Annotated in this window: 7 protein-coding genes; all 7 read left to right on the top strand. The window is 45.1% G+C overall.

The window, feature by feature from the left end:
• Positions 1-38: 38 nt before the first annotated feature.
• The 7 genes from HP552_RS27775 (at position 39) to HP552_RS27745 (ending at position 14476) form a co-directional block, all read left to right on the top strand.
• Positions 39-236: a hypothetical protein gene (locus HP552_RS27775; RefSeq protein ID WP_175398611.1), complete on the top strand. Its 198-nt coding sequence runs from the start codon at positions 39-41 to the stop codon at positions 234-236.
• A 779-nt stretch (positions 237-1015) separates the two neighbouring features.
• Complete coding sequence (locus HP552_RS27770) at positions 1016-2053, top strand: LacI family DNA-binding transcriptional regulator (protein ID WP_175398610.1); 1038 nt, start codon at positions 1016-1018, stop codon at positions 2051-2053.
• A 136-nt stretch (positions 2054-2189) separates the two neighbouring features.
• On the top strand, positions 2190-4652 hold the full coding sequence (locus HP552_RS27765) for a hypothetical protein (protein WP_175398609.1): 2463 nt from the start codon (positions 2190-2192) through the stop codon (positions 4650-4652).
• Between the two features lie 171 nt (positions 4653-4823).
• Positions 4824-6215, top strand: a complete 1392-nt coding sequence (locus HP552_RS27760; RefSeq protein WP_175398608.1) for an extracellular solute-binding protein — start codon at positions 4824-4826, stop codon at positions 6213-6215.
• A 42-nt stretch (positions 6216-6257) separates the two neighbouring features.
• Positions 6258-7235 carry a carbohydrate ABC transporter permease gene (locus HP552_RS27755; RefSeq protein ID WP_175398607.1) on the top strand — a complete coding sequence of 326 codons (978 nt, stop codon included), beginning with the start codon at positions 6258-6260 and terminating at the stop codon, positions 7233-7235.
• Positions 7235-8116 carry a carbohydrate ABC transporter permease gene (locus HP552_RS27750; RefSeq protein ID WP_175398606.1) on the top strand — a complete coding sequence of 294 codons (882 nt, stop codon included), beginning with the start codon at positions 7235-7237 and terminating at the stop codon, positions 8114-8116. Before HP552_RS27755 ends, HP552_RS27750 begins: the two co-directional genes overlap by 1 nt.
• An 18-nt stretch (positions 8117-8134) precedes the next feature.
• Positions 8135-14476: an S-layer homology domain-containing protein gene (locus tag HP552_RS27745; protein ID WP_175398605.1), complete on the top strand. Its 6342-nt coding sequence runs from the start codon at positions 8135-8137 to the stop codon at positions 14474-14476.
• Positions 14477-14689: the final 213 nt, after the last annotated feature.

The following is a 14689-nucleotide window of genomic DNA, read 5'->3' as shown; positions in this document are numbered from 1 at the left end:
AACTTTTACGTACAATTATTTAAGGAGGGTATCTTCACATGAAACGTATGTCAATTTCTGAATTGAATGAAATTTTAGTAAAAGCAACATTCTCGGCCAGACAAGAGGCCAAAAGCAATGGTGTGCCCATTGTATATGAAGAAAATGAAAAAATGATCAAGGAATATCCGGATGGCAGAAAAACAGAGATCATATATGAAGAAAATGGTAACAAAAAGGAAATTGAATACCCATGAGCAAACCCGTCATGACTGTTTTTGCTGGAACAAATGGAGCAGGGAAAAGCACACTAACCAGGAACTTTAACGATCAGTTAGGAGAGGTTATTGATCCGGATGCCAGCGAGTAGAAATGCGAGTAAGGAATGGTGGACATCATATTCCAGAAGAGGATATCCGAAAACGATATGACCGATCGATCGGTAACTTACCTGTAGCATTAACGTTATCCGATCGCTCTTTTATTTTTGATAACACCTCAAAATTTAGATTAGTAATGGAGGTAGAAAGGTTCAAACTTTATCCAAAGATATTCCCCAGTGGGTTAAAGGTGCCTTTTTAAAAGGATCGGAGAAAGAACAAGATCACACTCATGCGGAAGTGAAGCAGCGGTTGTGCCGAAAAAGACGGATTTGTACCAATTATCTTACCTATTAAATGACTATATCGGTATTAGGTACAAAGAAGAAAGAGGCCAGGGTAAAGTTATAAGCACATTCATTATTTCAAATATTGTCCTTTAAAGTCGCTATTATAGCGACTTTTTCTTTTATCGCTTTAGCCAGTTGAGCAGGCGCAACAAAACTGTAAATATTTGGGTGTAAGAACCTACTACATAAACGAAGAGATTAGTCATGGAATAATCAAAGCTAAAGTCGCAAAAAAATGTGGAAGTAAAATCCAAAATAACGATTGCTTAATCAGTCATTGTAAGGTAAGATTCAACTATCAAATTTCTATCTAAACGTTTAAACAGCTACTGAACGATGGTTCGTATGCTTAGACAGGAGAGACCTATGAGAAAAACCAGCATAAAGGACATCGCACTTAGGGCTAATGTTTCTATCGCTACAGTCTCCTATGTACTTAACGGCACTCGTAATGTCCGTCCCGAAACGCGCAGAAGGGTCCAGGAGGCCATCGAAGCATTGAATTATCAACCGAACGAGATTGCTAAAAGTCTCAAACGTAATCGTACCAACACCATTGGTGTTATTACGGAGGATGTGACTGTATTTAACGCTCCGGATATTATCGATGGTATAAACGACTTTGGAGACCATCATGACCTTCATATCCTGCTAGTCAACTTAAGGCTCGACAAACGAATTGGCCGCAATTTTCAAGACGTCGAAGCATACCGTAAATATGCAACCAATGCTGTATCTGAGCTGCTTGGTAAACAGGTAGACGGAATCATCTACATCGGAGTTCACACTCGCGACTTAACAGGTCTGATCAATGTTGAAGGTAAGCCAATTATATACACCTACGGATATACACAAGATGATATTTCAATTCAGTATAATGATGAACAGGCATCCTATGAAGCGATGTCATACTTGGTAAGAATGGGGCACAGTCGCATCGCCATTATTAGTGGCTTAATGGATTCAATCCCTTCAAGACGCCGATTAAACGGTTATTACAAGGCAGTCACCGATTTTGAATTGCCGTTTGACCCTTCCTTAATAAAGATGGGGGATTGGGAAAGAGATTCTGGCTATAGGTACGCTAACGAGCTACTCGACATGGATAATCCACCCACTGCAATCCTGTCAATGAACGATGTTATGGGCGTCGGGGTTCTTCAGGCCGCGAAGGAAAAGGGACTTAGCGTTCCTGAAGATATTTCTATAGTTGGTTTTGATGATAGGGAATTCAGTGATTACCTGAGCCCACGTCTGACAACAATGGGATTACCGCTTCATGAGATGGGATATTTAGCGATAGAAACCCTTTACCGCCTAATCAATGGAGAAGATGTTCAAAACCTAACCATGCCGGAATGCCGCTTGATTGAGCGCGATTCTGTTCGGATGCTGGAAGCTTAAAAGCTAAAAAGGAGCATGCGAGTTTCCATACATAAAATGCACGTAGGCTTCGCAATATCATAGAGGAATTTAAGTTTCTCTATTCAGTAAAATTTAAACGTTTAACTTAATTTTGATCGGTGAAAGGGTGATCTGGATGACCATTCTCAGCAATGAAAAATTTATGATCGAGTTTGGTGAACGTGGTACCGTTCAGTCATTGGTGATGAAAGATGATCCCCATGAGATGAATTGGGTAGTAGATCCTCATTATTTGCGAGAGATTGGATTTCAAGAGGATGAGGATAAGCTCTTTGGAGAATGGAGTTTGCAGTTGAATGACAGGCTTGTTCAAAGTCCGATGATTGAGCCCAATATTACGAAACATAGCACACACCATGTTACCGTTGAGTTCCAAGACGTACAGGTCAAAATCTTGTTTTCATATTTGCTCGAAGGCGATCAATTCCGCTGGGGTATCAAACTGACCAATGAATCGGATGAGAGTATTAAAATTCAAGGGTTTCATGTTTGGTTTTCACTCGCCTATATTATGTTTAGAACGCAAGATGTGTACCGTAACATGCAGGAATCCTGCGCCGTGTTTACGCACATCGGTGGGAACTTTGCCAAGTTTGCTGCTGTACGGCGTAGTAACGTAGGGCCTCATCTCGGAATCTACACGCTCAGAGGAATTACATCCACATTAGGTTCTCTTTGTCGGTATTGTAATCGCTTTCTAGAACATGTTTCTCCATCTTTGGACGGCTTGTTATACCACAGACTTTCTTTGGTGGAGGATGGGTCCTCATTAAAAGATTTGGTACTTACCGATTGGATATATGATGACGCTTACAACTCTTTATCGTTAAAGCCTGGTCAATCGGAGAATTGGGAGTACGGATTTGTGTCATTTCAGAACCTGGCTGATTTCTACCACCAAGGCAAGGTTCTCGGACATCCTCACTGGAGCTTTACACCCGTTGTGCCTGAAGGCGGACAATTCACAGCCTCAGTCCGTCTGCCTGGGGATCTTGAAATAAGGTCGTTAAAGCTATACAGTGCGCCTGGACACGCGAATGGCATCGAAGAGCAGGATATCTCGACACTACTGGTTCCTTCAGAAAAGTCTATGTCACTAGACTTGGGCTCTAATCAAATTAGTAACCCAGTCGTTGAACAGGAGTTCATGGTAACCCTACCTGCTGACGTACCGGGAGAACGTAAACTGGAGTTGATACTCAAGGACGGACGTCGTGACATGCTGGTTTGGAATGTCCTTGAACCTGTTCATAACTTACTTGAAAAGCGAGCAGAATGGCTGGCATTACATAGCTATGAAGGTGGGGAGGCTGCGGATCGGCCTCATGCGTTCCGTCCGTTATCTAACCAAGGTGAGTCACTGGGAAAATTGGCATTCTTATTGATGAAAAATGGGATGTCTTCACCTGTTCCCGAGCAGGTTGCGAAGGCGGAAGCAGCTGCAGTGTTGGATATGAAAGTGCACTGGTTCATTGAAGGTGATTTGTATCGTCCGAAACCGTTGTACGGTAATTTTTATCGTATCTACGATTTCGATTATATCGCGCACGTTTTTTATCTATTATCACAAATGGATGAAGAGCTACTTCATCTGCATTCTCCTTCCGAGTATTTGAAATGGGCCGCCGAAGTCATGTGTTTGCGACTTGATCCAGATTGCCATTCAGGTCAGCGAGAAAAGGATGAATCGCGTCTAAATGGTGTGTTTATTTTTTACATACGTGAACTACTACAAGCATTAAAAGACAAAGGATATGCTGAATTACATAATCAACTACGACAGCTATGGGATCGCTTTGGTCGGGAAATGGAAATTGGTGTTCGGCACTATGGCGGAGCCGTTACAGAGCACTTTTATGATAATGCCGGGTTTGGTCCAACGTGCACAGCATTATGTTTTATTGGGCATATTGACGAGGCTTCACAATATGGTCAGCTTATTCTGGCGAATATCGGATTCAGCAACGACTATAGGCTGCAGAATCCGGATCGATGGTGGGAAGCACTGTCTCCAATGATTCATTCCTTATGGGGCGGGTTAGCCGCATCATCGGCACTTGTTGCATATGAACATCTCGGTGACCCGAAATATCTGGAAGCAGCTTATCGCTCTACGATGGCAATCTTTCATTGCTATGACTGGAACGTAAGATCCACCCCGCGAAGGCTGGAGCAAGGTGAAGCCGCATCGACGTATAGTGTATCTGCACCCAACTTGAACATGCCGGAGTTGTCGCGTAATCGTTTCGGACAATCGGTGTTCGTGGGAGCAGACGATCCGCTGTTTTCCGCTTTGTTCTCAGATGTATCGGGAGATGACTGGGATATGGGTGAAGAATTAGTAGCTTATTTGCTGGGGTTTGGAACTACGACGTATCTCTATCGGGATGGAGAAGGCATTTTAAAATGTGTCAACGGATTCGTCACAGAAGAGCATGATGGCTGGACCGTGAAAAGTTATGCGGCGTACCCGTCCAGGTACGTATTCCGTGAAGAAGACTTAGATTTCAGAGCTCCTCAAGGAACTTTGCAAAAGAGCATTCGACTGGAACATGGAAAGTTTTCCGCTTGCCTATGACCATTCTATAATCTAGGCAGTACCATTCGTTCTAAAACAGAGATTATACAGGCTTTGGCCAACGAGAAGTATCATATAAACGTCCGGATTGAAACAAGACCATGTTTTTAAGTTAAACGATTAAATTCGTTGACTTGAAATAAATAGCATTGAAAAAGGGAGGAAACAAACATGAGGTTCGGTAAGCGCAAGTTGATTCTGTCTCTCGCATTAACCTTGGCTTTCTCCACGCTAGCAGGTTGTTCTGGCAATTCGGACACTTCTGGCAATGCCAAAAATGCAGCAGCGGGTAACGGGGATACATCCGCTGGGGGCATCACCCTTGAGTTATTGTATTGGGGCGATGACGTACAGAAACAACTGGTAGAATCCGCTGCAGAAAAATATACGGCGGACACCGGGGTGAAAATTAATGCGCAGGTGTTGCCGGCAGACGGCACATTCGACACCTTCATCCAGACGAGGCTTCAGTCCGGAGAATTGCCGGACATCAGTTACATGGGGGAAGCTGACATTCAAAAGTATAATGAGATGGGCATTTTAGAAGACATTTCCGACCTGCTTGCAGATGGAAGCATTCCGGAGAAGCTTCCTGCAATCACTATCCATACACCTGAACAGAAAGTTATTGGTGTAGGCTTGTCCAACCAAATGGAACTGTTGTTCTATAGCAAATCGAAATTTGATGAGGCGGGCGTTTCATATCCACCTACCAAGGTTGAAGACGCCTGGGATTGGGTTACCTTTGTTGCCAATGCTAAGAAGCTAACCAAGGATTCGAGTGGTAAGACAGCCGCCGATGCTGGATTTAATGCTGAATTGACTGAAAACTACGGTCTTGGTTTTACGGCAGGGCGTGAATTTCATCATTTCTGGGCAGCGAACGCCAATGGAGGAGGCATTGTATCCCCGGATGGAAAAGAGTTTCAATGGGATTCGCCACAAACGACAGAAGGTATTCAAAAACTGGCTGATCTTGTGAACAAAGACAAAGTTGCTTCTGCCTTTAGCTACACTTGGAGTACTGGAATAGGCTCCGCTGTGGATGCCTTAAGTGGGGGATATGCTATGGCTGTGAGCGGATCCTGGGATTTAGCAAATATCAAAGGCAATGAAGATATTGGCGTAGGCGTGCTCCCGAAAATGGAGAAAGCAGTGACCATGAATGCTGGAGCTCCACTCGTAGTGTACAATACTTCCAAACATATCGAGGAAGCCAAAAAATTCTACGCTTATATGGTTAACCCAGAAAATAGCCTAGATTTGCTGAAAAGCGGAGCATGGCTGCCCAATCAGGCGGACTGGTATACAGACCAAGCTTTAATTGATAAATGGACCGCCGAACTACCAGCAAGTGCGAAGGAAACCATCCTTAGTTATGCTACGACCGAGGGTGCCATTATCCAATGGCCAGCGTATTATGTTCCGGCTTATTTAAAAATGAACACAGAATACGAAAAATCGATTGACCAGGCATTATCTGGCCAGAAAAGTGTCAAAGAAATTTATGATGCAATTATGCCGGCAATCAAGTCGTTGTGGGAAAGCGGCAAGGTTTCCTAACCAGAGGAAGGAAGTTTGAATTCGAAAAGAGAGGCTATGCTTATGAATCCAGAACGCAAAATCGGTTCAGAAACCGTTCCTGCCAGAAGAATTGCCAAAGGTGCCACCAAAGAGGCCATTGCCGGATATCTTTTTGCTGCCCCAGCCATCATCGGATTTTTGGTGCTGACGATGTACCCAATGCTAGCCAGTTTATATTACAGTTTTCATAAAATTACGATTATGAGCGGCAGTCAGGTCATGGAATGGATTGGGCTAGATAACTTCAGGTATATTTTCAGCAATCCGAGCTCTGAATTTAAAAAGTCGATTACGGTTACGCTGGTTTATGCTTTTGTAAACGTTGCACTCGTTATCGTGTTCTGCCTGACCGTTGCTTTGCTGTTGAACCGTAAGTTTATTGGGAGAAATTTGCTAAGAGCTATCTTCTTTCTCCCATCCGTCATACCGATGCTAGCGACAACGATCGTTTGGCAGATGCTATTGCAAAATCAGGCCAAAGGCGGGCTCGTCAACTGGATTCTACTTCAAATGGGCATTCCGCCTTGGGATTTTCTCAACGATCCACTTCAGATTTTCTACACTTTGTTTATTATGAGTCTGTGGACATGCGGCGGGACAATTGTTGTATTTATCGCCACATTACAAGACGTCCCTGGTGAATTGCTGGAAGCCGTTGAGATGGACGGAGGCAACGCCTGGCATAAGTTTTTGAAGGTAACTTATCCAACGATTAAACCCGTACTCTTTTTTCAGCTCATCATGTGTATGATGACGTCAATCCAGATTTACACCCAAAGTGTGGTGTTATCGAGAAATGGCGCGCCTGACCGAATGACATACTTTATCAACGTCATGATCTACGACCATTCTTTTGTACAAGTGGGCATGCGAGGTTTAGCATCGGCCGAAGCTTGGATCGTATTTCTGATTACTTTGGTGATTACGGGCGTGTTGTTTTACTTTCAAGGCGCGCTCAAACGTGATGATGCTACGGGCAAACGAAAGTGGGTGAGATAATGGAGACGGCACCTGCACCGATGAAATATACGAGCATCAAGAAGGCTAAAAACCGAAGAAGAGCGATTCATTTTGGCTTGATTGTGTTATCTCTCCTGCTTGCATTAATTTTTGCTTTTCCATTGTACTGGCTGTTACGTGGCGCAATGGTAAGTCATTCGGAAATATTGGCCAGACCGCCTGTATTTTTCCCAAAGGAGCTTGGGTTTGAGAATTTCAGGCTAGGACTGGAACGGATTCAGTTCTGGCGGCAGCTATGGAATTCGGTCTCCATCGTTGTTCCGTATGTCATTGGCACCGTCATCACAACCAGCTTTGCAGCATACGCATTTGCCAAATTACGATTTCCCATGCGCGGCGCCTGGTTTGTGCTGGTTATCAGCAGTATGATGCTGCCTAGTGCAGTTACATTGCTTCCACAATTTTCGTTATATACATCGCTCGGGCTTGCAGGCAAACCTGCTCTTATTATTCCAGCCTTTTTCTGCGCAGGCGGCAATGCATATTTCGTTTTTCTGCTCAGACAATTTTTTATGACAATCCCTGCCGAACTGAGTGAGGCGGCTAAAATCGACGGCGCGGGTTATTTCCGCATCTATTACCGGATCATGCTGCCGCTCATTCGTCCTGCCATGATCGTTGTTGCATTGTTCAGTTTCATTAACTGTTGGAATGAATTTTTCTACACCATGATTTATCTGAAAACCGAGGCTGATTATACCTTGCCTATGGGCTTGTACATGGTGAACGGAATGCGTATTCCAAACTATGAGCAGGTCATGGCGCTTGCACTCATCGTAACACTTCCCTGCCTGGTGTTTTTCCTGATCGGCAACAAATATTTCGTTGAAGGCATTACGTTGACGGGAATTAAAGGTTAATAAGGAGGAGACGAAGCAATGGCGAAAAAGAAGAGGAAATGGGCAACAAAAATGTGGGTGGCCGCTTTGGCCACCGTCGTAACCTTGAATACAGGCATCATACCTGCATCGGCGAACTATACGACAGACTTTATTCATGAAGGCGTAGGTACCGATTATGGTGATGCAACGTGGAAGAATAATCAGATCGTAAGCGAGCCCGTGGATTTCAGTCAGGAAACTGTCGGTCAAATGATGAATGCCATTGAAGATTTTGATTTTGACCAATTCGCTGCAGATCATGCAGACTTACCATGGCTCGATAAGTTGCTGGTTAACGAGGGTGTCATCCCAGACGATAACAATGATGATGGCAGTGCCAACACTCTCTTCAGCCGGGGAAGCGCGCTGTATATGAAAACGCAGAATAACCGGCAACTCGGTTTTGTCGGGACCGTACATTATGCGGATACCCTGAACAAAGATACGATGTACAACATTACACTTTCTACGGGAGCCGTTGTCGAAGACAAGGCTGCTCGTAAAAACTACCCTAGCCATGCTGACCAAACCTACAAAAGTGGCGGGCTCGACATTAGCCAGCGCAAATTTATCACCTCCTCTAACAGTGCAGTTACGCTACTGAAGTTAACCAATAACGGTAATGCGCCAATTACGTTAACGATGACTGTCAAATCTCCATTTGTAACCGAAGCTGAGGGAGATGAATTGATCGGCAAACGGGTGGCTGCCCCAATTATGGTTGGACGTGCCGGAGAAAAATATGTGGAAGCGATGTCCCATGTTGACGTTCATCTCAGCGGAAATGGCATGATGCCTGTTGGCAATGATTTGGTGAAAGAGATTACGGTCCCTGCAGGCACATCGGTGGATGAGAAAGTGGTCATGGGCTGGTTGGCGGAAGAAATCCCAGCATCGAAAACACAGTATGCTGAATTTAAAGCTAGTAATAATGAAAAGGCTTTCAATGATCAGGTGAAGGAATACAACGAATGGTGGGCACAAAATATCCCCTACATCGATATTCCAGACGAAAATGTGAAGAAGGTTCTGTATTACCGTTGGTGGTCCAATCGCTTCAACTTGCTGGAAGCAAACATTCCCGGAAACGACTGGCAATTCCCGATGAACATGGAAGGGGTGCTGGGTTATAACAACGGCATCACAGTTAGTGTTCCGTGGGTGTTGCAAGATTTGAAGTGGCTGCGAGATCCATCTTATGCCTACGGGACTTGGCTAGCCCAAGGCGAGTATTCTGAAAATGCCAATTACAAAAACAATCCGGGGCGACCAAATATCTGGACATGGGACATGATGCAAAATACCTCGCAAGTCGGTTGGGAAGCGTACAAGATTTATGGTGGCGGAGAAAAGGTGTTGAAAAAATTCGCTGATTTCTCAGCAAGTGATGTGACGGGCACACTGAATCATTTCCGGGGAACCAATCCTGATTTGGTTTATTACAATCACGGACCAATTACCGGCAATGATGGTGACACGGTGTCCATGCACTGGAAAGGAAACGGAAACTATGCACGTTTGGACGGTTCCTCGACAGCATATGCAAACGCAGTAGCCACGAAGCAAATGTACGAACAACTTGGGGATGACGCAAACGCGAAGCGCATGGAAGAGGTGGCACAGCGAATTCGGACCGCCATTCTGAACAACATGTGGTACGACGAAGCAGATTTTGATGGTGACGGCGAAGCTGATACGAACGGTGAAGGCAGCTTTTTGCACAAAAAAGTCATCAACCAACAAGACGAATTCAATCCATGGCGTGACAACAATATGTTTGTGTTTAACTTCGGTGTAGTGCCGAAAGAAGGGGAGGTAGGATACGAATCCAAGTACTTGACCCAATTATCCGATTACGGTGATCCGAACTATTACCCGATTTTCCCATTCTTCACGGCAGATCAACACAGTATCATGAAACGTGTGGAAGCATTCCAGAATGGAGAGACCAGCGCGTTTGGAACGGACCAGTTCGCTTGGTGCAACTTTGGGAATTACATCAATACGATTCGTGCTTCCTTGCGCCATTACCCCGTGGAGAATATCAACAGCGATACGTACAAAACGTTGTTTGACTGGGGTGCTTGGTTACACACGGTTGAACCAGGCAATACCGATCACCTGGATTCCAATGAGTTTTTCTGGTTGGAGGATTATTTCTTTGGTACGCCTTGGACACCGCAAAATCCGCCAAACCCAAGTGGGAAGATGGTTCGTGCCTGGATTCACCACGATACGCTGGGCATGATGAATTATTCCGTCATGGAAGATATGGCAGGCATTCAGCCAAGAGCGGACGATAAAATCGAGCTATGGCCACTGGATATACAATATGACCATTTCGCCGTGGACAATGTGCGTTACCATGATGCCAATCTGTCCATTGTGTGGCAAGACCCGGCCAAGTATAGCGATAGCGATCCATATTACAAAGATATCCCTGTGGGATACTCATTGTTCATCAATGGCGAACGTGTCATGACTACGGACGAAATGTCGCATATCATTTTTGATACAGCCACGGGCAAGGTAGAAAAACCGGACGGTGACGTGCCAGGTGCTGTCGGAGACAACACAAACACCAACGTCATTTATGAAATTGGTAGCGCTGTTAATCTAGCTTCGGCAGACGATACTTCACTTGTAGGCAATGAAAAAGCAGTTGACATGTTCAATAAAGCAGGAGTTGATGTGGAGCACAACGGCGTAAACCTGGCAACGGCAGCAGGTACTACGGTTGAATCCAGCTATATCCATAGCAATTCCAACGTGAACAGACTGGCAGATGGATCTACGATTGCGTCCATTACCCATACCTCGAATACTGCGTTGTTCGGCGGATCGCCGAATCCATCGGATTCAGTTACGTTTCAATTTGATGGAGCCCAAACGGTGGATAACGTAAAAGTGTACTACTATAATGACCGGCGGCCAAACGGCTATGCAGCTCCGCAAACGTTTGGTGTGGAATACTTGGATGCGGACGGCACAACATGGAAGCCTGTAGAAGGACAATTCCGTTATCCAAATTATGTGGCCGCAAATTACAATAATGTTGAATTCAGTGCGGTGAATACATCGGCTATCCGAGTCCATTTTACGCATGCGTCGGGCTATTCAACAGGAATTAAGGAAATTCAAATCTACAATAACGACCTGAACGTTACACCTTCGGAGAATCTTGCACCAAAAGTGCAACTAGACCTGCCGGTGAACGTAGAGCAAGGAGCTCCATTGAAGTTGGCACCAGTAATTACAGATGATGGTCTGCCAAGCGGGCGTTTGACGTATGCATGGAATCTAGTATCAGGCGATGCTGGTACAGTGCAGGCAGAGACACTGGATCAGGCGACATTGAATGTGACATTTGGCGCGGTAGGCGAATACGTCTACGAGTTGAGCGTTAGTGACGGGGAAGCAGTCACGAAGGTAGAAGTACCCATCACGGTATATGTAGCGACGGCCGAATTGTCTAATGTCATTGCTAAGTTTGCAGACCGGGTATCGCCACAGGGCAAACTTGTTCGCAATGCAGATGACTTTACGCCGGAGTCTTGGCAGGCGTTGCAAGCAGCATTGACTGAGGCCAAGGAACTGCTTGCGCGAGATGATTATACGCTTGATGAAGTGCAGTCCATGACGAATCGAGTTCGCCTTGCTGAGGAGAGTCTTCGTTACCGTAATGCTGCCCTATTGGCTACGCCAAGTGCTTTTTATACATCGGCATGGGAATCTTTGAACTCGGTGAATGACGGGTATATTCCTTTAGTCCCTGGAAGCATCGGCAACCCAGAGATTGAAACGCAATATGGAAACTGGGGATCGCCTAATCAAAGTCATTGGGTGGAGTATACTTGGAAAACACCTGTGACCCTGTCTGGCAGTTCAATGTACTTTTATGATGATGGAGGCGGTGTACAGGTACCAGCCGATTACGACTTTGAGTATTGGGATCAGGAGATAGGCGAGTATGTGGCGGTTAGCGGACTTAGTGAGAAGAAAATGGAAAAGGGAAAATTCAACCAAGTCACCTTTAATGAAGTCACGACCGACAAATTACGATTTACGATGAAAAACCAAAGCAGTTCGGTGTACACCGGTTTAAAAGAATGGCGTGCTATATCGGCCAAACCTGAAGGGGAGGAACCACCTCAAACGGACCATGGAGCGATAACAGCCATTGAGCCAGCATCAGTTAATACGACCATCAACGTCATGCCTGAGTTGCCTTCACAAGTCACCGTGACCTATGAAGACAAAACGAAAGGGCTGGCTAATGTAGTATGGGATGAGATTCCTGAAAACAAGCTATCCATTGCAACTGATTTTGTTGTGCTTGGCAGTGTGGAAGGAACCGACCTAAGAGCAAGCCTTCGTATTTATGTCAAATACGATAAGTCCCGCCTGAAAGCGGCCATTGATGCTGCATCGGATCCTTCTGTGAACGAAGAAAACTATATTGGCACACCGGAACAATGGCAAACGTTGCAAGCAGCTTTACAGATGGCTAGTGATGTATATAATAATGACGCTTCGACTGAAGGAGATATCGATTCAGCGTATAAAGCGTTGCTGGAAGCTTTTGAAGCCCTAGAGCCTGTAGAAGAACACAATGTAACGATTATAGGGATCAACATTCCGGGCGGTTCTGTGGATCAGTTGGCCAAGGAAATTGTTGTTCCGGAATCAACAACGCTGGATGAACTTAAAACTGGTTTAAACGTTCCTGCAAGTGTGACATTTGCGGTTTACGAATCTGATGGGTTGACGTCGGCCATTGATTTGAAGACAGGATATAAAGTGACGTTAACAGGTTCTGATCAAATCACAACGAAGACGTACACTGTCCTGAAGGTTACAGAAAATCCGCCAGTAAACACAGCTGCGCTTCAAGCAAAGCTGAATGAAGTAAGGGCATTGAAACAAGAACGCTATACGGCGGCAAGCTGGCAGAACTTAGCGGAAAAGATTTCCACTGCCGAACAATTGTTGACGAGCGGATCGGCTTCACAGGCTGACATTGATGCTGCGGTTCTCGCGCTGGATTCTGCCATTGCTGAATTGAAACTGCTGCCGACACCAACACCGACTCCAAGCCCATCACCATCGGCTCCAACACCAGTTCCAGTACCAGCTCCTACACCTACGGATCCGAAAGAGCTTACGCCTGTTACCGTGAGCCAAGGCAGAATCGAAGTGAAAGCAGCTGCCACCGGCAAAGATGGTAAGGTCAAAGTTCAACTCAAAGACAGCGATATTAAAGCAGCGCTGGAGGATATGAAGGACGGAAAGTTAACCATTGTCATCCAAAAGGATTTGGAAATACAACAAGTCGAAGCCTTGCTTCCGTGGAAGACGCTTAGTACTACGAAGTCTTTAACCAGTGTAAAAATTGAAATGGGATCAACCGTGTTGACGATACCTCATCAATTCCTAACTGCGATTAGGGACATCACTAATCTGGGAGTGGTCTTTGAAGCCGTCGAACCAAGCCAGTTGCCAAAACAAGCTGGAAAACTTCTTGAAGCAGACTTAGTCAGCAACATCACGGTGAAAGCAGATGGGAAAAGTATTTCTTCTAAAGTACTACATGGAAAAGGACTTAGACTAGCCATGCCTTATCAGTTGAAGGAAGCGATGAAAGGGCATCAAGTGGTTGCATTTACACTGAATGATGCCGGTATAGCCCAAGCTATTGTTGGCGGTAAATATGATGCATCCACAAAAATGTTTGAGTTTAACATGGAGCAGAACGGCATGTTCGGAGTAATTGGCGTAAACGTTGCCTTCAAGGACTTGATCAATGTGAACTGGGCTGTGGAAGGCATTGAAGCCCTTGCTGCAAGAGGGGCTGTTGAGGGAACGGGAGCTGGAGATTTCAATCCGGCATCTCTAGTAACCCGTGCAGAATTTCTTAAAACGTTGATGACCACATTCGATTTATTGGATGAATCCACTAAAACCGCATTTAGCGATATCAAAGAAGGCACATGGTATAGCACTTCAATCGCAAGTGCGCATAAGCTGGGCATTGTTAGAGGGAAAGCAGATGGTAGCTTTGGTCCAAATGAGCCAATTACCCGCGAGGAAATGGCCGTAATGATTTATCGGCTTGCAGGCAATTTGAATGTTACGTTGCCATCTGAAGGGGAAGAGGTTTCTGCGAAATTTGCTGATTTGAAAAATCTTTCATTGGAATCCTTGGCAGCAATAGAGGCCGTTCGCAAGGGTGGTTTAATTACAGGCATGCCAAATGGCCGGTTTGACCCGAAAGGTCAGACCACACGTGCGCAAGCGGTGACAGTCATTTACCGATTGCTGACTAACCTAGAAAAGTAGAATCTGGCCAACTCTATAATCTGCTTGTTACAAATATAATGGTTGCCAGCTAGGGTCCCGAATTTAACCTTATTTGAATTAATGAGCCCTCCAAGACTGGATCCCGACCAGGATTGAATGTGTGCGTAATGTGCAAAAGAAAAATGATTTAACTTAATGGAAACAGCATCTGAATAAGTTCAAAAAAGCAGTCGATCATTGTGATCGGCTGTT

The sequence above is a fragment of the Paenibacillus xylanilyticus genome, assembly GCF_013359935.1.
Lineage (GTDB): Bacteria > Bacillota > Bacilli > Paenibacillales > Paenibacillaceae > Paenibacillus > Paenibacillus xylanilyticus.
Note: the sequence above shows the minus strand (reverse complement) of the source record. Positions and strands in the feature narration are given on the sequence as shown.